Source organism: Solwaraspora sp. WMMD937 (genome assembly GCF_029581175.1).
GTDB lineage: Bacteria > Actinomycetota > Actinomycetes > Mycobacteriales > Micromonosporaceae > Micromonospora_E.
Map to the genome: position 1 here is coordinate 5551870 of NZ_CP120738.1, position 24169 is coordinate 5576038.

The window sequence follows — 24169 nt, forward strand, 5'->3', positions numbered from 1 at the left end:
AACCAGTTGCCTCCGATTGGTCGTTTCGCGATCCCCGATTGGCCTTCAGAGTGGCATGCATGACCAAGATTGGCAACGGCGGTGGCCTCCGCCGCAGATCGGACCCCGACCCCGGTCACCACCCCGGCGGCCGCCCCGGCCGACACCCGGGTCGGCGGCTGCCCCGGCGGCTCGGGCAGCTCTACGCCGGCCTCGCCCTGTACGGCGTCAGCATGGCGCTGATGATCGAGTCGGACCTCGGGCTGAACCCGTGGGACGTCTTCCACCAGGGGTTGACCCAGCTGACCGGGCTGAGCTTCGGGACCGTCACGGTGCTCGTCGGTGGCGCCGTGCTGCTGCTGTGGATACCGCTGCGGCAGCGGCCCGGCCTCGGCACGGTCAGCAATGTGGTGGTCATCGGCGTCGCGGTGGACGCCGGCCTCGCGCTCCTGCCCGCACCGACGCAGCTGCCGGTCCGGGGTGCGTTCCTGGTCGCCGGGATCGTGCTCAACGGACTGGCCACCGGCCTGTACATCGGGGCGCGGATGGGCCCCGGCCCCCGGGACGGGCTGATGACCGGCTGGGTCACGCGGCACCCGCGCAGCTCGGTCCGGCTGGTCCGTACCGTGATCGAGGTGACCGTGCTGGCGTGCGGCTGGCTGCTCGGCGGCACCGCCGGGGTGGGCACCGTGCTCTACGCGGTCAGCATCGGACCGTTGGTGCAGTTCTTCCTGCCGCTGTGCACTGTACCCACCGGCGCGACCGCGCCCGACCACACCGCGCCCGACAGCGCCACACCGGACCTCACCGTGTCTGACCCGACCGCGCCTGACGCCACCGCACCCGAGCCGGTCCCTGCGGTCAGTCGTCGGGCGGACGGTAGCTGACGCCGACCCGGTCCAGCCGGCGCAGCTGCCCGGTCAGCCGACTACGGAACTCCGCCCACACCCCGGGTGGCACCGCGCCGGTGTCATCGGTCGGCACCGGTCCGGACCAGCCCACCTCCGCCAACGCGGCGAGCCGGGGGAAGGCCCGCCACCACACCCGCTGCTCGGTGGGCAGGTACTCGCTCCACAACTGCCCCTGCACCCCGAGCACGTCGCCGGGCTGGAACCCGTACACCGTGCGCAGCGGCAGCACCCCGGCGATGGCCAACGGCTCGGCCGGATCGTCGGACTCGGCCCAGTCGAAGTACGTGTGGCTGTACGGCGCGGCGACCACCGGCAGACCGGCGGACCGGGCCAGGTCGATCCGGTCGATGCCCCGCCAGGCGAAGACGGTGGACCCGCCTGGAACTCCCCGGTCGAGCAGTTCGTCCCAGACCGCGGTCCGCCGGCCGTGACCGGCCAGATGCTCGGCCAGCCGCCCGGTCCACCAGCCCTGCAGGTCGGCCACCCGGGGCAGGCCGAGCTCGGTGGCCCGGGCGACGGCCGCCGGGTTCGCCGCCCACTCGGCGGTCGGCACCTCGTCCCCGCCGACGTGCACGTACTCGAACGGGAAGACCTGGACCACCTCGTCGAGGATGTGGTGCACGGCGGCCAGGGTGGCCGGTTCCAGGTTGAGTACGTGGGTGGAGATCCCCCAGGTCGTCCCGACTGCCAACTGGCGGGTCGGATCGTTGCCGAACTCGGGATAGGCCGCGATCGCCGCCTGGGCGTGCCCGGGCAGGTCGATCTCCGGCATGATCCGCACGCCGCGCCGGGCCGCGTAGTCCACCAGGTCACGCAGCTCTGTCTGCCGGTACCAGCCGCCGTGCGGCACCCCGTCGCTGCGGCCGTCCCGAAGATGACCGGCCGGCGACGCCGCCCGGAACCCGCCCACCTCGGTCAACCGGGGGTACCGCCGCACCTCGAACCGCCAACCCTGGTCGTCGGTCAGATGCAGGTGCAGGGTGTTGAGCTTGTGCATGGCCAGCACGTCGACGTAGCGGTAGAGCAGCGGCAGCGGGTGGCACCAGCGGGCCACGTCGAGCAGCGATCCCCGCCACGGGTACGCCGGCACGTCGACGATCTCCACCGTCGGCAGCCGCCACGGCACGCCGCGGACCGGCCCGGCCGCGTACACCTGGTCGGGCAGCAACTGACGCAGCGTCTGCACCGCCCAGCGCAGCCCGGCCTCGGCGGCGGCCACCGCCCGGACCCCGGTTGGGTCGACCCGCAGCCGGTAGCCCTCGGCGCCGAGCGCGGGATCGTCGCGCACCAGCAGGCTGATCACGCCGTCGCCGGGCGCCCCGGCCGTCGGCAGCGGCAGCCCGGTCGCCGGGGTGAGCAGTTCGCGCAGCAGGTCGGCGACGCCGGCCGGCGCGAACAGACCGGTCGTCGCACCGAGGGTGAAATGCCCGGCCTCACGGATCAGCCGGGTGGGACGCGGCAAAAGCATGTCCACAGCCAAGCACAGGAGTTCCGCCCGCGCGCCCCGCGCGGCATCATGGGCAGATGATGGACGAGGGGTGGGCTTGGTCGGACGCGTGGATCTTCGTCTCGACGGTCATCGCGGGCAAGGTGGGTCGGCACCGCAGGTCGCCGCTGAGCCGCCGGCCCGAAGGGGTACGCCTGGTCGACGTGCTCACCACCGCCGAACACCTCAACCAGGCGATCCCCACCCGGGAAGAGATCGAGACCGGGGTGCGCCGACTGCTCGGTGCCGGACTGGTCTCGGTCAGCGACGGCTGGTTCCAGGTCACCGAGGCCGGTGAACAGCTGTGGCGGGACCGGCCACGCAGCGGTCTGACTACCACTGTGGACAGTGTGCACGGGGTGCTCGACCAGCGGTACACCACCACCGCCGAGGCCGAGTGGCAGCTGGACGACCAGGACCACGCTGCCGCGATGCTCGAATACACCGGGCGTTTCCTACCGCCGACGCCCCGGCGTTCGGTGGAGAACTCCGCCGCAGCCCGGCAGGGCCGGGCCTGACCTCGGGCGGGTCGACGGGGCCGGCTACGGCGGTCAACGCACCGGGTGGCCGGCGTCGCGCAGCTCCCGTTTGACCGCGCCGATGGTGAGCTCGCCGAAGTGGAACACGCTCGCGGCGAGGACCGCGTCGGCCCCGGCGGCCACCGCCGGCGGGAAGTGCGCGGTGGCACCGGCACCGCCACTGGCGATCACCGGGATGTCGACCACCGCCCGTACCGCAGCGATGAGCTCGACGTCGAAACCCGCCTTGGTGCCGTCGGCGTCCATCGAGTTGAGCAGGATCTCCCCGGCACCCAGTTCGGCACCGCGCCGCGCCCAGGCCACCGCGTCGATCGCGGTCCCCCGCCGACCGCCGTGGGTGGTCACCTCGAACCCGCTCGGCGTGTCGCCGCTGGCGACCGTCTCCCGCCCGGCGCGGCGTACATCCAGGGACAGCACCAGCACCTGCCGGCCGAACCGGTCGGCGATCTCGGCGATCAGACCGGGACGGGCGATCGCCGCGGTGTTCACCCCCACCTTGTCCGCCCCGGCGCGCAGCAGCGTGTCCACGTTCTCCACCGACCGCACCCCGCCGCCGACGGTCAGCGGGATGAAGACCGACTCGGCGGTTCGACGGACCACGTCCAGCATGGTGCCGCGGGCATCGGAGGAGGCGGTGACGTCGAGAAAGGTCAACTCGTCCGCGCCGGCCGCGTCGTAGGCTGCGGCCAACTCGACCGGGTCCCCGGCGTCGCGCAGGTCGACGAAGTTGACCCCCTTGACCACCCGGCCCGCGTCCACGTCGAGGCAGGGAATCACCCGGACCGCGACGGTCACGCCGAGGCCTCCGATCGGCCGGCGTCGCGCAGCGCGGCGAGCGCCTGCGCTACGCTGAACGCGCCGGCGTACAGCGCCTTGCCCGCGATCACTCCCTCCACCCCGGCCGATTCCAGAGTGGCGAGCGCCCGCAGATCATCCAGGGTGGACACGCCGCCGGAGGCGATCACCGGCGCGTCGGTCCGCGAGCACACCTCACGGAGCAGGTCCAGGTTCGGTCCCCGCATGGTGCCGTCCTTGGTGATGTCGGTGACCACGTACCGCGCGGCACCGGCCTTGTCCAGCCGTTCGAGGATCTCGAACAGGTCGCCACCGTCGCGGGTCCAGCCCCGGGCGGCCAGGGTGCGGCCGCGCACGTCCAGGCCGATCGCCACCCGGTCGCCGTACTCCGCGACGATCCGGTCACACCAGATCGGGTCCTCCAACGCGGCGGTGCCGATGTTGACCCGGGCCGCGCCGGTGCCCAGCGCGGCGGCGAGCGACTCGTCGTCGCGGATCCCGCCGGACAACTCCACCGCCACGTCGATCTGCCGGACCACCTCGGCGAGCAGGTGGGCGTTGCTGCCCCGGCCGAAGGCGGCGTCGAGGTCGACCAGGTGGATCCACTCCGCACCGTCACGCTGCCAGGCGAGCGCTGCCTCCAGCGGATCGCCGTAGGAGGTTTCGCTACCGGCCGCGCCCTGGACCAGGCGGACGGCCTGGCCGTCGGCGACATCGACAGCGGGAAGCAGGGTCAGGGTCACGGATCGTCTCCTCGAAGATGGTGGGTGTCAGGTCCGTCGGCCGAGCGCGATGACCACGACGGCGGGTGCCACGAGCAGCAGTACGGCGATCAGCAGCAGACGCAGCGCCATGTCCGGCACGGCCAGCCAGACGACCGCCAGCGCCGCCACGGTCAGCACCGCGATCCCGGCGCGTTCGGCGCGGCTACGCCGGATGAACAGCCGCCCGGTGCGCCCGCCCGGCCGACGCGGGGTGAGCCGGCGCAGCGCGGACCGGCGCCGCTGCCGGCGGGCGCTGGTCCGGGCGCGGGCGGCCCGCTCGCGTTCCGCCTCGGCCAGCCGGGCGGCCCGGCGGCGGGCCCGTTCCTTGCTCACCGGTCCTCCCCTACCGTCGTGGTCGGTGGAGTCAACGTGGCCAACCAGTTTCCCAGCAGGATCGCCCCGGTCTGGGCGGACTTCTCCGGATGGAACTGCGTCGCCGACAGCGCACCGCGTTCGGCGGCGGCCACGAAACCGGTCCCATGTTCGGTGGTGGTGACCAGGACGCCGGCGGCGGTCAGCTGGTCGACGGCGAGCGCCGCGTACGAGTGCACGAAGTAGAACCGGGCGTCGTCGGGCAGACCGCCGAACAGGGTGCTGCCGGCCGGCGCGGCCACGGTGTTCCAGCCCATGTGCGGCACCCGCTCGGCCGGCAGCCGACGAACCCCGCCGGGCAGCAGACCGAGCCCTTTGGTGACCACCCCGTGCTCCTCGCCGTACTCGAAGAGGATCTGCATGCCGACGCAGATGCCGAGTACCGGGCGGCCCTCGGCGACCCGCCGCGCGATCACCGGCGCCGCACCCAGCTCGTCGATACCGGACATGCACGCCGCGTACGCGCCGACGCCCGGCACCACCAGCCCGGCTGCGGCGTCGGCCGCGGCCAGGTCGGCGGTCACGGTCACCTCGGCACCGGCCCGGGCCAGCGCCCGTTCGGCGGAGCGCAGATTGCCCGAGCCGTAGTCGAGCACCACGACAGCCGGCGGTGGCGTGGCCATCAGTCACCTCCCGGTAGCAGCCAGAACACGCCGGCGGCGACCGCCAGCAGGGCGAGGCCGGCGGCCAGACCGACGGCCCCCCGCCCGGCACCCTGACGGTGCAGCGACCAGACACCACCGACCAGCACCCCGGCCAGCGCGAACAGCGCCACCGGCAGGAAGCCGTCCACGTTACAGCGCGCCTTTGGTGCTGGGCACCGAGCCGGCCGACCGGGGGTCGATCGCCACCGCCTCGCGCAGCGCCCGCGAGACCGCCTTGAACTGGGCCTCGACCACGTGGTGCGCGTCCGGGTGGCCGCCGTCGCGGGCGGCCCGCAGCACCGACACGTGCAGCGTGATCATGGCCGAGTGGCCGAGCGACTCCCAGATGTGCCGGGTCATGCTGGTCGGGTAGACCGGCCCGATGTACGGCGCCAGCGCCGGCTCGTCGTGCACCACGTACGGCCGGCCGGAGAGGTCGACCGCCGCCCGTACCAGTACCTCGTCCATCGGGATGGTGGCCGAGCCGTACCGGCGGATGCCCGCCTTGTCGCCCAGCGCCTGGCGCAGCGCCGTGCCCAGCGCGATCGCCGTGTCCTCCATCGTGTGGTGTGCGTCGATCTCCAGGTCACCGACCGTCTGTACGGTCAGGTCGAAGCCGCCGTGCCGGGCAATCTGGTGCAGCATGTGGTCGTAGAAGCCGACACCGGTGCCGATGTCGGCGGTGCCGGTGCCATCGAGGTCCAGCTCCACCAGCACCTTGGTCTCGGCCGTGGTGCGTTCGACCCGCGCGGTGCGGTTCATCACTTCACTCCGTTCCGCCGGTGCGCGCCGGACGCAGGCCGGCGCGCGACTCGGTCATCGCGGCTGTCTCGGACTTGGTAGCTTGTTCGGAGTTGGCGACCGGCTCGGACCTGGCGACCAGTTCGGTCATCGCGTCAAGGAACACGCCGGTCTCCTGCGGCGTCCCGGCCGTCACCCGCAGCCAGCCGGCCAGCCCGACGTCACGGACCAGCACCCCACGTTCCAGCAACGCCTGCCAGACGGCCCGCTGGTCACCGACGCCACTGTCGCCGCCACCGACGCCGAACAGCACGAAGTTGGCGTCGCTGTCCGCCACGGCGAGCCCGAGCCGACGCAGCTCGGCGACGATCCGGTCCCGCTGTTGCATGATCACCTGTACCGTACCGAGCAGGGTGTCCCGGTGCGCCAGCGCCGCCCGGGCCGCCGCCTGGGTGAGTGCCGACAGATGGTAGGGCAGGCGGACCAGTTGGACCGCGTCGACCACCGCAGGATGCGCGGCCAGGTAGCCCAGTCGACCGCCAGCGAAACCGAACGCCTTGCTCATCGTCCGGGTCACCACCAGCCGTGGATGCGTCGACAGCAGCCGCACCGCGCTGGCCGTACCCGGACGGGCGAACTCGGCGTACGCCTCGTCGACGACGACCATGCCCGGCGCGGCGGCCAGCACCGCCCGCACCACCGCCGGGTCCAGGGCGGTCCCGGTCGGGTTGTTCGGGGAGCAGAGGAAGACCAGGTCCGGCTGATGCTCGAACACCTGGCCGGCCGCGTCGTCGGCGGACAGGTCGAAGTCGGGTCCGCGTCGGCCGTCCACCCATCGGGTGCCGGTGCCCACCGCCAGCAACGGATGCATCGAGTACGCCGGGGTAAAGCCGAGCGCCACCCGGCCGGGACCGGCGAACGCCTGCAACAACTGCTGCTGGATCTCGTTGGAGCCGTTGGCCGCCCACACCTCGGCGGTGGTCAGCCCGTGCCCGAGATAGCCGGCCAGGTCGGCCCGCAGTGCGAGCGCGTCCCGGTCCGGGTAGCGGTTGAGTTGCCGCAGCTCGGCGGTGACCGCCTCGGCGATCGCCTCGACCACGACGTCCGGCAGCGGGTAGGAGTTCTCGTTGGTGTTGAGCCGCACCGCAACGTCCAACTGCGGTGCGCCGTACGGGCTGCGCCCGCGCAGATCGTCGCGGATCGGCAGGTCGTCCAGGGTGACCGGGCCGCTCATCTGGTCACCGCCGGTCCACCCGCAGTCGGGGAAACGGCCGGTGAGTTCGCCACCGGGGCGGCGATGCCGGCCGGGTCGGCGAACCGGGCCCGGACCGCCTGCCCGTGCGCCGGCAGGTCCTCCGCCTCCGCCAGGGTGACCACGTGGTCGGCGACGTCACGCAACGCGTCCGCGTCGTACTCGACGAGGTGGATACCGCGCAGGAAGGACTGCACCGACAAACCCGAGGAGTGCCGGGCGCAGCCGCCGGTGGGCAGGACGTGGTTGGAGCCGGCGCAGTAGTCACCCAGCGACACCGGGGCGTGCGCGCCGACGAAGACCGCCCCGGCGTTGCGGACCCGTAGCGCCCACTGCCGGGCGTCCCGGGTCTGGATCTCCAGGTGCTCGGCGGCGTACGCGTCGACCACGGCCAGACCGGCGTCGAGGTCGTCGACCAGGACGAGGCCGGACTGCTCGCCGCCGAGTGCGGTCGCGATCCGGTCGGCGTGCCGGGTGGCCGGCACCTGCCGGGCCAGTTCCCGGTCAACCGCGTCGGCCAGCCCGGTCGACGGGGTGACCAGTACGCTGGCCGCCAACGGGTCGTGCTCGGCCTGGCTGATCAGGTCGGCGGCGACATGCACCGGGTCCGCGGTGTCGTCGGCGAGGATGGCGATCTCGGTCGGGCCGGCCTCGGCGTCGATACCGACCACCCCACGCAGCAGCCGCTTGGCGGCGGTGACCCAGATGTTGCCCGGCCCGGTGATCACGTCGACCGGGGCGCACCGGTCGGTCCCGTCCGGGTCGACCGCGGCACCGTAGCCGAGCATCGCGACGGCCTGGGCGCCGCCGACCGCGTACACCTCGTCGACGCCGAGCAGGGCGCAGGCGGCCAGTACCCGCGAATCGGGCAGCCCGTCGTTGTCGCGCTGCGGCGGGCTGGTCACCACCAGCGATGCCACCCCGGCGACCTGAGCGGGGACCACGTTCATCACCACGGTCGACGGGTACACCGCCAGCCCGCCGGGCACGTACAACCCGACCCGGCCGACCGGCACCCAACGCTCGGTGACGGTGCCGCCGGGCACCACCTGGGTGGTGACGTCGATCCGGCGCTGGTCGGCGTGCACCCGCCGGGCCCGGTCGATGCATTCCAGCAGCGCGGCCCGGACCCCGGGATCGAGGTCGCGCTCGGCCGCGGCGAGCGCTTCGGTGGGCACCCGCAGCCGGTGCGGGCTGACCCCGTCGAACCGCTCGGCCGCCTCCCGGATCGTTGGGTAGCCATGGTCACGGACCGCCTCCACCAGCGGGCGGATCCGCTCGACCGCCACGGAGACGTCGAGCTGGGCACGGGGCAGCAGGCCGCGCGGGTCAGGCGACCCGCCTCGCAGGTCGATCCGGTTCAGCACGCTTGCGAGTCTAGGCGTCCTCCCACTGGCCGGACGCCGGCCGTCCAGCGGACGGGACAGTGAGCGTGACCACGCTAGGCTCGACCGGTGGGTCAGCGGCTACCGGTCTTTCCGCTCGGGACGGTGCTCTTCCCCGGGTTGGTCTTGCCTCTGCACATCTTCGAGGAGCGTTACCGGGCACTGGTCCGGCATCTGACCAGCCTGCCCGAGGGCGTCACCCGGGAGTTCGGGGTGGTGGCGATCCGGCGTGGCTGGGAGGTGCTGCCGAGCGCCGGGCCGCCGGGCGCGCCGGCACCGACCTCGGTCAGCCTGCACGAGATCGGCTGCACCGCTCAGCTGCGGCAGGTCACCGAGCTGCCGAACGGACGGTACGACATCGTGACGGTGGGCCGGCGCCGGTTCCGGATCACCGACCTGGCCACCGAAGGTACGCCGTACCTCACCGCGTCGGTGCAGTGGCTGCCCGAACCGACCGGGTCCGAGAAGCTGGCCGACCTGCTGGCCCCGCAGGTGCTCGCGGTGTTCCGGCAGTATCTCGATCTGGTCCGGACCGACTCGGCCGAGATCACCGAGCAGCTGCCGGAGACCCCGACCGTGCTCTCCCACCTGGTGGCGGCGACCGCCGCGTTGCACATCAGCGAGCGACAGGCGCTGCTGGCGGAGCTGGACACCGCCCGACGGCTGCGGGCCGAGCTGCGGATGCTCAATCGGGAGGTGGCGCTGCTGCGCCGGGTGCGGGCGGTGCCGGTCCCGTTGCCCGAGTTGGCGGTTCCGGCGAGTCCGAACTGATTCGCGGGTCGGCGGCGACGTCCGGGGCCGCCGGGAGGATCGGAAGGTCAGACCCGGTTTCGCCCCGGTCCGGACCCGGACGCAGGTCCGGGTGGCTGGACCAGCCAGCCAGCATGGTGTACGCCAGCACTGCGCCGAGCGCCGGAGCGCCGAACGCGCCGGTGACCGTCGGCAGCACGCCGAACCACAGGTCGAAGTCGCCGGCCTGCAGGTCCGGTGGCCGCTCCAACTGGGCACCGAGCGCCGCCGCCTCGATCGCCCGCTGGTAGCCGGCCAGGCCGATCTGCCGGCCGAGAGCCCAGGCCAGCGCCGCCGCGCCGAGCCCACCGGCGGTAACGGCGACCAGCCCGTACGGGCCGCGGGACCGGGGCAGTGCCGCCCAGACGACGATCCCGGCGAGGATCCCGTAGCCGACGCCGAGCATCGCGAACCAGCCGTCGGCGGCGACGAAGACCTCCGGGTCGCCGCCCCGTACCGCCGCACCCTGCTCGGTCTTGACCACCGGGATCCAGGGGGCCAGCATCGACCAGGCGACGCCGAGCGGAGCACCGCCCACGGTGATCGCGGCGGCGACGTACAGCCCTGGCCGTCGCCAGGTCCGGCGACGGCCGACGGCCGGGGTGGACCCCGCCGCGCCGACGTCGGGCAAAGGTGCCGGCGACGCTCCGGACGGGCCGGTCGGGTCGCCGGGTGGGCCGGCGTCGGCGGTGGAACTCACCCGTCGATCCTCTCGCAGATCTCAGCCGGCTACGGCGGTAGGGCCAAGGAGCGCCTTGAGGTCGGCCATCAACGCGGTCGTCGGGGCGACCCGGTGCGGGCCGAGGCGCAGCAGGGTGGCGCGGCCGCCGTTGACGAGTTTGACGTGCACCTCGGCCGAGCCGGGGTGGCTGGTCAGCACGTCGCGGAGGCTGTCGACCAGGGGCGGGGTGCAGCGGGCCGGGGACAGCGCGATCACGATGGGCTTGATCTCGTCCGCGGCGGTGATCTCCGGTACGGACAGGTCCATCGCCATCAGTCGGGGCTGGTCGTCGCGGCGGTCGACCCGGCCCTTCACCACGACGATGGCGTCCTCGGCGATGTACTGGCCGACGAGTTCGTAGGTGTTCGGGAAGAACAGCACCTCGACGGCGCCGCCGAGGTCCTCCAGGGTGGCCGAGGCCCACGCCCGGCCCTGCTTGGTGATCCGCCGCTGCACCCCGGAGAGGATGCCGGCCAGGACGACCACGGTGCCGTCGGCGACCGCACCGTCCTCGGCCAGGGCGGCGATGGACATGTCGGCGGCGTTGGCGAGGACATGCTCGACGCCGAACAGCGGGTGGTCGGAGACGTACAGGCCGAGCATCTCCCGTTCGAAGGTGAGCAGGTCGGTCTTGTCCCACTCGTCGTCGGGGATCGGTGGGGTGACCACCATCGGGCCCGCGCCGCCGCCGGCCGGGTCGGCGGCGCCGAACGCGTCGCCGAACAGGTCGTACTGGCCGACCGCCTCGTTGCGTTTGAGGTCCATGAACGAGTCGATCGCGTCGGCGTGCACGGTCAGCAGACCCCGGCGGGTGTGGCCGAGGGAGTCGAACGCGCCCGCCTTGATCAGCGATTCGACGGTGCGTTTGTTGCAGGCCACCGGGTCGACCTTGCGCAGGAAGTCGTAGAAGTCGGTGTAGGCGCCCTTGTCCTTGCGGCACCGGGCGATCGCGTCGACGACGTTCGTGCCCACGTTACGCACGGCGGCCAGGCCGAACCGGATGTCGGCGCCGACGGCGGTGAACCGGGCTCCGGAGGCGTTGACGTCCGGCGGCAGCACCTTGATCTTCATCCGCCGGCACTCGGCCAGGTAGACGGCGGCCTTGTCCTTGTCGTCGCCGACGCTGGTCAGCAGCGCGGCCATGTACTCGGCCGGGTAGTTGGCCTTCAGGTACGCCGTCCAGTACGACACCAGACCGTAGCCGGCGGTGTGCGCCTTGTTGAACGCGTAGTCGGAGAACGGGACCAGGATGTCCCACAGCGTCTTGATCGCCTCGTCGGAGTAGCCGTTGTCCCGCATGCCCTGCGAGAACGGCACGTACTCCTTGTCCAGGATCTCCTTCTTCTTCTTGCCCATCGCCCGACGCAGCAGGTCCGCGGCGCCGAGCGTGTAGCCGGCCAGCTGCTGGGCGATCGCCATGACCTGCTCCTGGTAGACGATCAACCCGTAGGTGTCGCCCAGGATGTCGGCGAGGGGTTCGGCCAGCTCGGGGTGGATCGGCACCACCGGTTTACGGTTGTTCTTACGGTCGGCGTACTCGTTGTGCGCGTTGGCGCCCATCGGACCCGGCCGGTACAGGGCGAGGACGGCGGAGATGTCCTCGAAGTTGTCCGGCACCATCGAGCGCAGCAGTGACCGCATCGGCCCGCCGTCGAGCTGGAACACCCCGAGCGTGTCGCCCCGGGCGAGCAGCTCGTAGGCGCGCTTGTCGTCCAGCGGCAGATCCTCGAGGACCAGGTTGAGGTTCTGGTTGTCGGCGATCCCGGCCAGGCAGTCGTCCATCACGGTCAGGTTGCGCAGCCCGAGGAAGTCCATCTTCAGCAGGCCGATGGACTCACACGCGCCCATGTCCCACTGGGTGATGATCGCCCCGTCCTGCTCCCGCTTCTGGATCGGCAGCACGTCCACCAAGGGGTCGCGGGACAGGATCACCCCGGCCGCGTGCACCCCCCACTGCCGTTTCAGCCCCTCCAGGCCCTTGGCCGTGTCGACGATCTTGCGGACCTCGCCGTCGGACTCGTACAGCGCCCGGAACTCCACCGCCTCCGGGTAGCGCGGGTGTTTCGGGTCGAAGATGCCGGTCAGCGGGATGTCCTTGCCCATCACCGGCGGCGGCATCGCCTTGGTGATCCGGTCACCCATCGCGAACGGGTAGCCGAGCACCCGGGCGGCGTCCTTGATCGCGGCCTTCGCCTTGATCGTGCCGTAGGTGATGATCTGGGCGACCCGTTCCTCGCCGTACCGCTCGGTCGCATACCGGATCATGTCACCGCGGCGACGCTCGTCGAAGTCCATGTCGATATCCGGCATCGACACCCGGTCCGGATTCAGGAACCGCTCGAACAGCAGGCCGTGCGGGATGGGATCCAGCTCGGTGATACCCAGGGCGTACGCGATCAGCGCCCCGGCCGCCGAACCACGGCCCGGACCGACCCGGATGCCTTCCCGCTTGGCGTAGTGCACCAGGTCCGCAGTCACCAGGAAGTAGCCCGGGAACCCCATCTTGAGGATCACGTCGAGCTCGTACTCGGCCTGCCGGCGGTGCCCGTCGGGCACCCCGCCGGGGAACCGACGCTCCAGCCCCCGCATCACCTCGGCCCGCAGGAACGACTCCTCGGTCTCCCCGGCCGGCACCGGGAACTGCGGCATCAGGTCCCGGGACGAGAACAACGCCGAATAGTCGCCGATCTTCTCGGCGATCTCGAGAGTGTTGTCACACGCCCCCGGCACCTCGGCGTCCCACAGTTTCCGCATCTCCGAAGCGGATTTGAGATAGAAGTCCCGGGCGTCGAACTTGAACCGCTTCGGGTCAGCCATCGTCGAACCGGACTGGACACACAGCAGCACCTCGTGCGCATCCGCGTCCCGTTCATGCGTGTAGTGCAGATCATTGGTCGCGACCGGTTTGAGATTCAACCGCTTTCCGAGCCGGATCAGATCGTCCCGGACCCGGGTCTCGATACCCAGACCGTGATCCATCAACTCCAGGTAGAAGTTGTCGGCCCCGAAGATGTCGCGGAATTCGGCCGCCGACGCGCACGCCTTCTCGAAGTCACCGATCCGCAACCAGGTCTGGACCTCACCGGACGGGCACCCCGTGGTCGCGATGATCCCCTTGCCGTACTCGTTCAGCAGTTCCCGGTCCGCACGCGGCTTGTAGAAGTACCCCTCCAGGCTCGCCCGCGAGCCCAGCCGGAACAGGTTACGCAGGCCGTCCGCGTCCGCCGCCAGCATCGTCATGTGGGTGTACGCGCCACCACCGGAGACGTCGTTCTCCCCGCCGTCGGCCCACCGCACCCTGGTCCGGTCCCGCCGGTCCGTCCCCGGCGTCAGATACGCCTCCAGGCCGATGATCGGTTTCACCCCGGCGCCGGTCGCCTGCTTGAAAAAATCGTACGCGCCGAAAAGATTGCCGTGGTCGGTCATCGCCAGGGCCGGCATTTCCAGACGGTTGGCCTCGGCGAACAGTTCCTTCAACCGGGCCGCTCCATCGAGCATCGAATACTCTGTGTGCACGTGCAGGTGCACAAAACCATCGGACACCGACCCGGCCCCCTTCTCCCGTCCCGGCACGACCAGCGAACCCTATCGTGTCGCCGCCGGCCCCGCACCGAGGCGCGCGGGGTCCGTAGCCGTACGACGCCGCGCCACTTTCACTCGTCGCGACTCGCGACACTCCCGGCAGACCACGAGCTCCGCCCGACAACACCGTCAGTGAGGGTTTACCGTCTCTGTGTGAAGGCAGCCAGACAGAGACCCACATTTCGCTCCAGGTTGGCCGGTATCGGCATCGAGGCGCTGGTCAGCATCGGCACCGCGTTCGGGTTCCTGGCCTGGAGCAAAGACATTAATGTCGATCCGCTGGACCGAAAAGGCCAGGTGAGCGGCTTGGCAGCACTCCAGCTCCGGTTCGCGGTGCTGGCCGGCGTGCTGGTCGTCGCGATGGTGCTGACCCACCGGCTGCTCGCCCCGGCACACCGCCCGTACATCGTCCGGGCCGGCTGCGCCGCGATCGCCGGACTCGCTACCGGGCTCGTCGCCGGGGGGATCGCGGTGGCACTGCGCGGCACCCAGCTGCCGCTGTGGGCCGGCGGCGGCGACTACCAGTGGATCCTCGAATGGACCGCCGCGTTGTGGTCCGGGCAGGAGATCTCCGACCACTACCCACCGGCCGTCTTCTGGATGATCGGGGCCTGGGCCCGGCTGACCGACCAACCGCAGGTCCTCGCCCTCAAGGACCTCCAGTTGGCCGGTACGGCCCTGTTCGGCCCGGCTGCCTACCTCGCCTGGCGGTTGGTGCTGCGTCCGCTCTGGGCGGTGACCGTCGGGGTGCTGGCGATGCTGCCGATGATCGAACCGGTCAAGCCGTACCCGCAGATCACCCTGGTGATGCTGATCCCGGTGCTGGTGAAGTTCCTGTCGACGGTCCGCCGGGCGGACCGGATGACCGCCCGGCGGGCACTGCTGGCCGGCACGCTGGCCGGGCTCGGCCTCGGACTGCTCTTCCTGCTCTACTCCGGGTGGTTCGTCTGGTGCGCGGGCGGAATGCTGGTGGCCGTCGCGCTGACCGCCCCGTGGCGGACCGGCTCGCGGTCGGTCCTGCTACTCGGCGGCGCGACCGTGGTCAGCTTCGTGCTGGTCGGCTGGGTACATCTACGCGGCCTGCTCGCCCCGACCGGCGGCACCTCCGACGACTACTTCTACTTCGACACCGACACCGAGCCGGCGTACATCGCGATGTGGCGCAACGACCGACCAGCCGACGTCGGCCCGGTCTGGCCGCCGGTCGGCGAACTCGGCGGGGTCGGACTGTTCACCCTGCTGCTCGCGGTCGGGCTCGGGCTGGCCCTCGCGCTGGCCTGGCGGCGCAGCATCGTGATCGCCCTCGGCGCGTGCGCGGCCAGCGCCTGGTTCCTGCGGATGTGGCTGGCCAGCGAACAGTGGGAGACCCAGACCGTACGGCTGTATCCGCGGACCACCGCCGTGGTGCTCTACTGTCTGCTGATCCTCACCGGATTCGGTGTGCTGCTCGCCGTCCAACGCTGGCACGACCGCACCGGCGCCACCGGCCCAGCCGGCCGGGAGCCGACCGCCCCGGCCGGGCTGCTGCTCGTGCCGCTGCTGTTCGTGTTCGCCTCCGCCGGGTCCGCCACCGTCGACCGGTACCTGCCCGACGAGCGGACCAACCACGCCGGCTACTTCGCCTGGATCGCACACACGACGCCCTACCCGGACGGCCGGTGCTCCCGCTGGGGGGTGGCACACGGCTGCCAGCCGACGACCGACCGGGTGCCGGCCGACTGACGAAGGGTCAGCGGGACCGGCCCGGACTCAGCGGACGAACGGCTCCAGCATCATCGAGGCCGCCTGCAGCCACGCCTGCCGCGTCTCCGGCTGCAACTGCACGTACTCGATCGACGATCCGGTCTCCAGAGCCGGGTCGTAGGGCACCACGGCGACCGCCCGGGTCCGGGTGGCGAAGTGCCGGCGCAGGTCGTCGAGCAGCGGCATCGGCCCCGGACTCGGGCAGGACAGCAAGGTCACCGCGTTGCGTACCAGGTCGCCCATGCCGACGTCGTCCAGCAGGTCCAGCATCCAGTCCGCGGTGAATGCCGCGTCCTCCCGGGGTACGCAGGTGACCACCAGCTGATCGGCGGCCTGCAGGACGGTCTGCCAGTTGGCGCTCTCCACGTTGTTGCCGGTGTCCACGCAGATCACGTCGTGGGTCCGGCGGAGCAGCTCCAGCACCCGCCGAACGGTGTGCGGGTCGAGACGCTGCGCGAACCGAGGGCTCTCCTCACCGGCGAGTACATCGTACGAGCCGTCGGAGGCGTGCCGGAGGTAATCGTCGAGCCGGTCGGTCAACTCGTAGCCGTGCGATCCCTCGATCTCCACCAGATCGGAGATCAGATGGCGAATTGTCCGGGCGTGACGGGCGCTGCCGGCCCGCAGCCCGAGCGTACCGCGCAGCTCGTTGTCGTCCCAGGCGAGCACGCCACGGCCACGGACGCTACCGATCGTCGCCGCAGCGAGGACGGTCGCCGTCGTCTTGTGCACCCCGCCCTTCGGATTCGCAAACGCCAGCACCCGCGGTATGCCGAGGTTGCGGCGCAGGATGCCGGTGGCCCGGTCGACCTCCGCGTCAGGCCGGCTCTCCCGCCACTCGATCCGCGCCGGGTATCCGCCGCCGCCGTCCGGACCCGGCGGGTACCCCGGCCCTGGCCCGCCCCGGCGGGGCGGCTCGGCGACCGGCGGGTAGCCGCCGACCTCGGGGCCGGCCGGGAAGCCCTGTTCCGGAGGTGGCGGCACACTCGGGCGCACCGGGCGAGCGCCTCGGTCCGCAGGGTGACCGGGCATCACCGGATAGCTGGGTGCGTAGCCACCCGGGGCGACCGGACCCGGCGGCGGCGCCAGGGCGGCGTACCGACCGGCGGCCGGCGCCGACGGCCCCGGGTCGGCCGGATAACCAGGATCAGCCGGATAGCCAGGATCGGCGGGGTGGCCGGGACCGGCCGGATGGCCGGAGTCGCCCATCCAACTGGAACCGGCGGAATGCCCCGGCTCCGGCTGGTGACCCGGCACCTGGGCGGTGCCGCGACCGTTCTCCCGCAGCCGGGGTACCGCCCCGTTGCGGTCCGCTACCTCGGGATGCTCACCGGTGCGGCCACCGAGTCGAGCCCGGTCGAGCAGCGCACGCCAGCGCGGCGCTGGTTCGGCAGGCCGGCCCCAGCCGGACTCGGTGCCCTCCACGGCTCGCCCTCCCAGCGCTATCGGTCCCCGCCTGACAGGCTACGAAGCTAGACCTGTTCAGGCCACACCGCCAAAGGCCCGTTGTTCGGCCCGACCGGCCATCTCTACCGGACTCCCCCAGTCCGGTCACCGCAGCCGTCACCTGACGAGGATCGTGGCGGCACCGGGGGTAGCGTACGGAACCGAGACACCGGTGGTCGATACCGGCCCGCTACTAAGGTTCACCGGGGGTGCTCCGGGCAGCCCGACGGTCCGACGGTGGCCGGCGACGCGCCGGTCCGTGACGGGGTACAGCCAGCCGGCGTGGCCGGACGGCCCGCCCCGCTGGTCGATCGGCCCGACGGAGCCGTGGTCGGGCTCCCCGACCCGGCCGACGAAGTGGCCCGACCCGCCGGGTTTCCAGCACCGGCCGAGTTTCCAGAAGCTGCCGGATTTCCAGAAGCTGCCGGATTTCCAGAAGCTGCCGGATTTCCAGAAGCTGCCGAGTTTCCGGGACCGGCCGGCGACGTGTCGGCGCCGTCCCGGGTGCCGTCCTCGGCGTCCGGGGCGGAATCGGCGCTGTCCGGGGCGGAATCGTGGTCGGGCGCGGACCCGGTCTGCGTGCCTGACCCCACGTCCGGAGCGACGCCGGTCGCCGGAGCGACGCCGGTCGGGCCGCCACCGACCGCGCTGTCGGCCGCACCGCTCGGCTCGGCGGCCGGAACGTCGAACGGCAAACCGCTGCTGGTGAGCGCGGCGTCGCCAACCGGCACCACCCCGTCGTACTCCGGTAGCGGAGGCAGAAACACCGCCCGGTCCAGGCGGCGGACCTCGGGCGCGGGATCGACGGCCCGGATCTCGGCCAGCCGGGCCAGCCTGCGCAGGTCTACCGGAACGCCCTGGACCACCGCTGCGAACACGCAGGCACAGTGCTCGCGGTAAGCGGCGGCCTCGGCGGTGGCCACCCGGGCACCCTTGTCGTAGGCCAGCCACTGGTCCAGGTCGGCTGCCCGGCCGAGTTCAGCGACCCGGCGGCGGTAGTCGGTCGCCTGCCTGCTCTTGCGCTCGGTGACCTGATCCATCCCGGTCAGCACGTCCTCGGGCAGCTGGAAGGCCGGCATCCGGATCACCTGGGTCTTCTCCCGTCCCAACGGGACCCGGGTGTACACCTCCACGGCGGACACTCCGGACAGGACAGCGGCGAGCCGGTCGGGTGTCAGGTATCCGTTGAAGGTCACCAGTGCGTAGCTGTCGCCGGTCGACCCGGCCGGGACCGGATCCTCCGGTAGGGTGGCCAGCTCACCACGTACCGCCCGGAGGTAGTCCGGTATGGACTCGCCCTCGGCCACTCCCACCTGCACAATGTCGTCCACCGCACGGACGGCGCCGTCGTCGTGATCCACCGCCCAGACGGCGGCGACCAGCACCGCGCTGATCGACACCCCGGCCACCCCGACGAGCAACTGGGGACGGACCGGTCGCTGCGCGAGCCGGACGGCGGCGTCCACCAGGATCGGCAGCAGCCGTCGGTCGATTCGCCGCAACAGGTTGCCGGCACGCACGGGCGACTCCCTTTCCCCTATGGCGGGTGGACGCTGAGTGACCGCGTGTTCGCCGGCTCTCAATCGCCGAGCACGGCCAGGGCACGCTTCAAGTCGTCAGGGTAGTCGCTGTGGAAGCGAACTTCCTCCGCCGTACGGGGGTGTAGGAAACTGAGCGCACGGGCATGCAGCCACTGGCGGGTCAGTCCGAGTCGGGCGGCGAGTGTCGGATCCGCACCGTACGTCAGGTCACCTACGCACGGGTGCCGCAGCGCGGAGAAGTGCACCCGGATCTGGTGGGTACGGCCGGTTTCCAGGCGGATGTCGACCAGGCTGGCGGCGGGGAAGGCCTCCACCGTCTCGTAGTGGGTGACGCTGGGTTTGCCGCCCGAGACGACCGCCCACCGGTAGTCGTGGGTGGGGTGACGGTCGATCGGGGCGTCGATGGTCCCGCGCAACGGGTCGAGATGCCCCTGCACGACGGCGTGGTACCGCTTGTCCACCTCGCGTTCCTTGAACGCACGCTTGAGTACCGAGTACGCGCGCTCGCTCTTGGCCACCACCATCAGCCCGCTGGTGCCGACGTCGAGCCGGTGCACGATGCCCTGGCGTTCGGCCGCGCCACTGGTCGCGATGGTGTGACCGGCAGCCGCCAGACCGGCCAGCACGGTCGGGCCGGTCCATCCGGGGCTTGGGTGCGCCGCCACGCCGACCGGCTTGTCCACCACCACAATGTCCTCGTCGGCGTACTCGACCCGCAGTCCGTCGACCGGTTGGGCGATCACTACCGGAGCCGCGACGGGCGCCGGCAGGACCACCTCCAGCCAGGCGCCGGCGGTCACCCGGTCGGACTTGTGCCGGGTCACCCCGTCCACCGCAGCGTCGCCGGACTCCACCAGCGCGGCGGCCGCGGTGCGGGACAGTCCGAACAGCCGGGAGACGGCCTGATCGAGCCGGGTGCCGTCGAGCCCGTCGGGCACCGGCAGCGACCGTCGCTCCCCATGGCGGGCAGGTGTGGTCAACGGTCCACCTTTCCGGACAGCCGGCGGCCGTCGCGCTGTCGGCCGGTCAGTTCCAGCAGTACGGCAAGGAGTACGCCGACGACCAACGCACTGTCGGCCACGTTGAAGATCGGGAAAACCTGGCCGTACGGATGGAAGACACTGAACATGTCCACCACGTGGCCGAAAAGGGGCCCGGGGGCGCGGAACACCCGGTCCAGGAAGTTGCCGAGCGCCCCACCGAGGATCAGCCCGAGCGCCACCGCCCAGGGCAGCGACCGCAGCCCTCTGGTCAACCAGCCGATCCAGCCAACGACCGCCACGGTGACGAGCGGGAATATCCAGGTGTAGTCGGATCCGAGGCTGAACGCCGCACCACTGTTGCGGATCAGCGTCAGGTAGAGGGCGCCGCCCAGCAGGCGGACCGGTTCCCGGTCGGTCAGGGCGCTGATCGCCCACTGCTTCGCGCCGAGGTCGACCAGCAGTGCCGCCGCCGCGACCAGGGCGAAGACCCACAGCGCGCGTCGGTCGGTGCCCGTCACCGGCTCGCCGGTGACGGGCACGCCGAAACCCGCTTCAGGTGCTGGCGGGGCGTCGCCACCGGCGTTCGGAACGTCCGGGCGCGGATCGCCGTCGGCAGACAGACGCCTCTCCCTTCTCAGTGGAGCGGCTCGCCCGCGTCGGGCCCGTCACCGCCCGGCTAGCGCCGCTCCTCGATCTGCTTGCAGGACACGCAGAGCGTGGCCGAGGGGAAGGCGGCGAGCCGCTCGACCGGAATGTCCGTGCCGCACCGCTCACACCAGCCGTAGTTACCCTCGTCCAGCCGCTCCAGCGCCCGCTCGACCTGGTTGATGCGATCCAGGATGCTCTTGGCGAGGGAGATCTCCTGCTCCCGCTCGAACGTCTTGGTGCCGGTGTCGGCCTGATCGTCGCCGGCCGAGTCGGTCAGCCGTTCCCGCTGCAGTTCGGTGATCTCGCTCAGCGTCTGATCATACTCGGCTCGCAACTCGTCCCGACGGGCCTGCAGGGCAATTTGGATCTTGGTGGTCTCGGCCGCGCTGCGCGGTGCCCGGGCCGCTCGCCCGCGGGCGGCGGTCTTCGTGTCGGCTGGCTTCGCCATCGTCGCTCCCTCGGCCGCGTCACCCGCGGCGATCGGCAGTGCCTGTACGGGATCCTCCGGCGTCGGCAGGCCGGACGGTCCGCGGCGCGGTGGACAGGGTCACCCGACCCGTCCGGCACCTCGCTCCCGTCAGCTCGGCCATGCTGCCCCCAAAGCACAAAACGGGCGTACAACGGGTCCGTTGCACACTCCGGAGATTCGCAAGGATACGGAACGTGAAGACATCCGACAACAATGGCACAGCTTTCGTCCGGTGATGCACCGATTCGACCGGCCAGATCGAGCCGAAGGACACGGCGGCACGGCGCGGGCCGACATATCACTCATCAAGGACAGTCGCCGCGCCTTGTCGGGGAGTGAGCCGGGTGGTCGGGGTGTCGGCAGCCGACCGTTCACCCGTCCCGCAGCCGCCGCAGCCGGGCGGCCAACGCCTCGGCCTCGTCGGTGGACACGGTGTCCACCCTGAACAGCTTGTCCCGACTGGCGGCACCGGCCCGCAGCGTGACCCGCCGGGTCGGCACCTCGAGCGCTGTCGCGAGCGCATGCCGGGCCGCCTCCGTCGCACGGCCGTCCACCGCCGGGGCAGTGACCGCGACGATCAGCGCCGGTCCCTGCGGGCCGGGGTGACAACCACCGATCCGGGTGCGGGACGCACCGGGCTTGACCCGGACGGCGACCACCAGGTCGGTCTCCGGACGCCCGCTGGCACCGGCGGCCGGCCGGGTGGGCCGGCGGCTGCTCGCACCGGACACGAAAGACGCCGCCTGTTCAGACGCGGCCGGACTCGGCCAGCAGAGTCCGGTTCGGCTGGCAGAGCCCACACGGGGTGAATCCAAGTTCCAGGGCCTCGCGCACCGGCAGCGGCTCACCGTCCCTGGTCACCAGGTGCAGGCAGCTCGCCCGGTGGTAGCGGGGCCGTCCGTCGACCACGATCACCTCGGCATCGAGCCCGGCCAGCCGGGCGTGATCGGTCTCACCCGTCTCCTCGACCGCCGGTTCGTCGGGCGGGTCATCGTCGGCTGTCCCGCCGCCGAGATGGTCGTCGACCGGGTCGATCTGCTGCCGACCGACCGGCGCGGCGGATGACCGTTGACCGGCCCACTGGTCCGGATCGGGGTCGACACCGAACGCCGGACGGGAAACCGTCTCCGGGTCGAACGGGCCGGTGCGCAGGTTGCCGGCACGGGCCGCAGCGGCCTGCCGAGCACCGACCACGAGAGCCACCGCCGCGAGCAGACTGGCGACGATCGAGCCGACCAGCAGCAGGCTGGACCCGCTCGCCAGGCCGAGCACGAGCAGAGTGACGGCGACGAGGATGAGCACCAGACTTGCCACTATCACGGCTCACCCCCGCCGCCTCGTTGCTGACGTACCCCCCGCGAGAGGCTCGGCCTCAGCGGCCGGCCTCAAGCGCGCCGGACCGCCCACCGCCGTAGGAGCTGGCCAGGCCGGCGGTCGCCAGACCGCCACCACCTGACGCGGAGCGGCCGCCCTCGACCCGCCCCATCTCGGCCTCGAGGCCCTGCCCGCGACCGTCCAGGTCACGCAGCTGGCTCTCCAGGTACGCCTTGAGCCGGGTGCGGTACTCCCGCTCGAACTGCTTGAGCTCCTCGATGTGCTTCTGCAGGGCGGTGCGCTTGGCGTCCAGGCCGCCCATCGCCTCCTGGTGGCGCTGGCGTGCGTCCCGCTCCAGCGCGTCGGCCTTGGCCCGCGCCTCGCGGGTGACCTCCTCGGCCTTGGTGCGGGCGTCGGTAAGCAGCTTGTCCGCCTCCCGACGGGCGTCGGAGACGTGGTCGTCCGCCGTCCGCTGGGCCATCATCAGCACCCGCAGCGCCTGCTGCTCGCCGTCGCCGCCGCCACCGACGACCGGGCCACCCGCCGACCTGACCTGCTCCAACTCGGCCTGCATGGCCCGGGCTGCCTGCTCGGCGGCGGCCTTGTCCCGCTGTACGCGGTCGAGCTGGGCCTTCATGTCGTTGAGCTCCGCCGCGAGACGCGGGTCGGCGCCCGGGCCCGCCGGCCCGCCACGACCTCCGCGCTCCACCTGGGCGCGCAGCTCGTTGTTCTCCTCGATCAGACGGGCGAGCTCACGCTCGACCTCGTCCAGGAAGGCGTCGACCTCCTCCTCGTCGTACCCCCGCTTGCCGATCGGAGGCTTTTTGAAGGCGACGTTGTGGACGTCGGCCGGGGTTAGCGGCATCGAAACTCCTCGGGTCAGTTGCGGCCGCGTAGCGCGCCGGTCAGTTGGTTGCCCTGATCAGCGGCTCCACCACGAACGTGATCAGCACGAACAGGATAACCAGGAGCACAAGGGAGGCCAGGTCGAAGCTCACGGTACCAATTCGCAGTGGTGGGATCACCCGCCTCAACGCCTTAAGGGGGGGATCAGTGACGCTCCACACCGATTCCAATCCGGCTGCGGCACCCCGACCGGGTTGCCAGCGTCGACCGTACTGAAGCACCGCACTCAGGACAAACCTCGCCAACAGGGTCAGCAGAAATACGTACAGCAGCAGATACAGGACTTGGAACAGGATCGACAACACGGCAGGCGAGGTCCTCGGGTCAGGGCTAGCCCAGGCTGAAAAATCCACCCTCGGCTATCTTGGCCTTGTCCTCCGCGGTGACCTGGACGTTGGCCGGTGAGAGCAGAAACACCCGGTTGGTGACGCGTTCGATCGTACCGCGCAGACCGAACGCCAGACCGGCAGCGAAATCAACCAGACGGCGGGCGTCGGCCTCATCCATCTCGGTGAGGTTGATGATCACGGGCGTGCCGTCGCGGAAGTGCTCCCCGATCGTCCGGGCCTCCCGGTAGGTGGTCGGGTGCAGCGTGGTGATCTGGTACCGCTGCTCCTCCTCGGCGACGACCATCCGCTCCCGCACCACAGGCTGTGGCGCCAGAGCCAGATTGTCCCTGGTCGGGTAGCTGGCCGGCGTGGCCTCGGCACCGGCCCGGGTGATCGATCGCACACTGGCACGCTCACCCCGGTCGAGGTCCGGACCCCGGTGCTCCCGCTCGGCAGCCCGGTGCTCCCGCTCGGCAGCCCGGGCCTGCAGCCGCTCCGACGGCCGCAGCCGATCCACCGGTGGCCGCGCGCGTGGTGGCGGGTCGTCCGGCTCCTCGTCGTCGGCGAACTCGTCGGCATACCTGTTGTCACGGTATCGTGACTCTCGGTATCCACCCTTGTCATAGCCGTCGTCGTAGCCCTGGTCGTCGTCCTCCTCGACCAGGCCTAGCCAGACCCCCGCTTTGCGCAGTGCACCCATGCCGCGCCCCTCCGTCCGCCGTGCGGCACGCGCCCCCGCCGTGCCACTGTCGCGCGTGAACACTGCAGTGCCCACCGGTCCGAGCCGGCTCCCCGCCATGACCGGTGCGCGGTCACGGACGTCGACCCCC

General features: G+C 71.6%; 23 protein-coding genes and 2 pseudogenes. 4 read left to right on the forward strand and 21 right to left on the reverse strand.

The genetic code is table 11. The features are described from left to right. Positions 1 to 59: 59 nt before the first annotated feature. Complete coding sequence (locus O7621_RS24460) at positions 60 to 866, forward strand: hypothetical protein (protein ID WP_282231421.1); 807 nt, start codon at positions 60 to 62, stop codon at positions 864 to 866. On the opposite strand, the gene O7621_RS24465 is transcribed toward O7621_RS24460, so the two are convergent. Next, a complete protein-coding gene (locus O7621_RS24465; RefSeq protein ID WP_282231422.1) occupies positions 841 to 2358 on the reverse strand; it encodes a beta-N-acetylhexosaminidase in 1518 nt (505 codons plus the stop codon). The genes O7621_RS24460 and O7621_RS24465 overlap by 26 nt on opposite strands. Positions 2359 to 2414: 56 nt before the next feature. On the opposite strand from O7621_RS24465, the gene O7621_RS24470 reads away from it, so the two are divergent. Then, entirely contained in the window at positions 2415 to 2894 is a 480-nt protein-coding gene (locus O7621_RS24470; RefSeq protein ID WP_282231423.1) for a hypothetical protein, read from the forward strand. A gap of 33 nt (positions 2895 to 2927) precedes the next feature. On the opposite strand, the gene hisF is transcribed toward O7621_RS24470, so the two are convergent. From hisF to hisD, 8 genes and pseudogenes are all read right to left on the reverse strand, one after another. Then, complete coding sequence (gene hisF, locus O7621_RS24475) at positions 2928 to 3710, reverse strand: imidazole glycerol phosphate synthase subunit HisF (protein ID WP_282231424.1); 783 nt, start codon at positions 3708 to 3710, stop codon at positions 2928 to 2930. Further along, positions 3707 to 4453: a bifunctional 1-(5-phosphoribosyl)-5-((5-phosphoribosylamino)methylideneamino)imidazole-4-carboxamide isomerase/phosphoribosylanthranilate isomerase PriA gene (gene priA, locus O7621_RS24480; RefSeq protein WP_282231425.1), complete on the reverse strand. Its 747-nt coding sequence runs from the start codon at positions 4451 to 4453 to the stop codon at positions 3707 to 3709. Before priA ends, hisF begins: the two co-directional genes overlap by 4 nt. A gap of 27 nt (positions 4454 to 4480) precedes the next feature. Then, entirely contained in the window at positions 4481 to 4807 is a 327-nt protein-coding gene (locus O7621_RS24485; protein WP_278170174.1) for a hypothetical protein, read from the reverse strand. Next, positions 4804 to 5469: an imidazole glycerol phosphate synthase subunit HisH gene (hisH, locus tag O7621_RS24490; protein WP_282231426.1), complete on the reverse strand. Its 666-nt coding sequence runs from the start codon at positions 5467 to 5469 to the stop codon at positions 4804 to 4806. Before hisH ends, O7621_RS24485 begins: the two co-directional genes overlap by 4 nt. After that, on the reverse strand, positions 5469 to 5639 hold the full coding sequence (locus tag O7621_RS24495) for a hypothetical protein (protein WP_282231427.1): 171 nt from the start codon (positions 5637 to 5639) through the stop codon (positions 5469 to 5471). The genes hisH and O7621_RS24495 overlap by 1 nt, the downstream gene beginning before the upstream one ends. Position 5640: 1 nt before the next feature. Then, the gene (gene hisB / locus O7621_RS24500; protein ID WP_123602584.1) at positions 5641 to 6252 is read right to left on the reverse strand and encodes an imidazoleglycerol-phosphate dehydratase HisB; all 612 of its coding nucleotides are present in this window, start codon (positions 6250 to 6252) and stop codon (positions 5641 to 5643) included. Between the two features lie 112 nt (positions 6253 to 6364). Continuing rightward, positions 6365 to 7465, reverse strand: a pseudogene (locus O7621_RS24505) (histidinol-phosphate transaminase); the annotation flags it as partial. A 92-nt stretch (positions 7466 to 7557) separates the two neighbouring features. Next, positions 7558 to 8850 (reverse strand): annotated as a pseudogene (hisD, locus tag O7621_RS24510) (histidinol dehydrogenase); the annotation flags it as partial. Positions 8851 to 8937: 87 nt separating this feature from the next. On the opposite strand from hisD, the gene O7621_RS24515 reads away from it, so the two are divergent. Further along, the gene (locus tag O7621_RS24515; protein WP_282231428.1) at positions 8938 to 9639 is read left to right on the forward strand and encodes an LON peptidase substrate-binding domain-containing protein; all 702 of its coding nucleotides are present in this window, start codon (positions 8938 to 8940) and stop codon (positions 9637 to 9639) included. Here O7621_RS24515 and O7621_RS24520 read toward each other — a convergent pair. Together O7621_RS24520 and dnaE are read right to left on the reverse strand one after the other, a co-directional pair. Beyond that, positions 9554 to 10357, reverse strand: a complete 804-nt coding sequence (locus tag O7621_RS24520) for a DUF2567 domain-containing protein (RefSeq protein WP_282231429.1) — start codon at positions 10355 to 10357, stop codon at positions 9554 to 9556. The genes O7621_RS24515 and O7621_RS24520 overlap by 86 nt on opposite strands. A gap of 21 nt (positions 10358 to 10378) precedes the next feature. Then, positions 10379 to 13921: a DNA polymerase III subunit alpha gene (dnaE, locus tag O7621_RS24525; protein ID WP_282231430.1), complete on the reverse strand. Its 3543-nt coding sequence runs from the start codon at positions 13919 to 13921 to the stop codon at positions 10379 to 10381. A gap of 231 nt (positions 13922 to 14152) precedes the next feature. Here dnaE and O7621_RS24530 point away from each other — a divergent pair, with 231 nt between their 5' ends. Continuing rightward, the gene (locus O7621_RS24530) at positions 14153 to 15682 is read left to right on the forward strand and encodes a hypothetical protein (RefSeq protein ID WP_282231431.1); all 1530 of its coding nucleotides are present in this window, start codon (positions 14153 to 14155) and stop codon (positions 15680 to 15682) included. A 27-nt stretch (positions 15683 to 15709) separates the two neighbouring features. Here O7621_RS24530 and O7621_RS24535 read toward each other — a convergent pair whose 3' ends face one another. From O7621_RS24535 to sepF, 10 genes are all read right to left on the reverse strand, one after another. Next, positions 15710 to 17128: an AAA family ATPase gene (locus O7621_RS24535; protein ID WP_282231432.1), complete on the reverse strand. Its 1419-nt coding sequence runs from the start codon at positions 17126 to 17128 to the stop codon at positions 15710 to 15712. Positions 17129 to 17349: 221 nt separating this feature from the next. After that, on the reverse strand, positions 17350 to 18669 hold the full coding sequence (locus O7621_RS24540; RefSeq protein WP_282231433.1) for a hypothetical protein: 1320 nt from the start codon (positions 18667 to 18669) through the stop codon (positions 17350 to 17352). 59 nt (positions 18670 to 18728) lie between these two features. After that, on the reverse strand, positions 18729 to 19670 hold the full coding sequence (locus O7621_RS24545) for an RluA family pseudouridine synthase (RefSeq protein ID WP_282231434.1): 942 nt from the start codon (positions 19668 to 19670) through the stop codon (positions 18729 to 18731). Then, positions 19667 to 20191, reverse strand: coding sequence for a signal peptidase II (gene lspA, locus O7621_RS24550; RefSeq protein WP_282234712.1), 525 nt, complete (start codon positions 20189 to 20191; stop codon positions 19667 to 19669). The genes O7621_RS24545 and lspA overlap by 4 nt, the downstream gene beginning before the upstream one ends. A gap of 158 nt (positions 20192 to 20349) precedes the next feature. After that, positions 20350 to 20769, reverse strand: a complete 420-nt coding sequence (locus O7621_RS24555; RefSeq protein ID WP_278174555.1) for a TraR/DksA family transcriptional regulator — start codon at positions 20767 to 20769, stop codon at positions 20350 to 20352. Between the two features lie 392 nt (positions 20770 to 21161). Further along, positions 21162 to 21452, reverse strand: coding sequence for a DUF167 domain-containing protein (locus tag O7621_RS24560; protein WP_282234713.1), 291 nt, complete (start codon positions 21450 to 21452; stop codon positions 21162 to 21164). An 85-nt stretch (positions 21453 to 21537) separates the two neighbouring features. Beyond that, the gene (locus tag O7621_RS24565; protein ID WP_282231435.1) at positions 21538 to 22110 is read right to left on the reverse strand and encodes a hypothetical protein; all 573 of its coding nucleotides are present in this window, start codon (positions 22108 to 22110) and stop codon (positions 21538 to 21540) included. Between the two features lie 52 nt (positions 22111 to 22162). Beyond that, positions 22163 to 22969 carry a DivIVA domain-containing protein gene (locus O7621_RS24570; RefSeq protein WP_278170187.1) on the reverse strand — a complete coding sequence of 269 codons (807 nt, stop codon included), beginning with the start codon at positions 22967 to 22969 and terminating at the stop codon, positions 22163 to 22165. A 40-nt stretch (positions 22970 to 23009) separates the two neighbouring features. Further along, on the reverse strand, positions 23010 to 23315 hold the full coding sequence (locus tag O7621_RS24575) for a YggT family protein (protein WP_123602596.1): 306 nt from the start codon (positions 23313 to 23315) through the stop codon (positions 23010 to 23012). 25 nt (positions 23316 to 23340) lie between these two features. Then, positions 23341 to 24039 carry a cell division protein SepF gene (gene sepF / locus O7621_RS24580; protein WP_282231436.1) on the reverse strand — a complete coding sequence of 233 codons (699 nt, stop codon included), beginning with the start codon at positions 24037 to 24039 and terminating at the stop codon, positions 23341 to 23343. Positions 24040 to 24169: the final 130 nt, after the last annotated feature.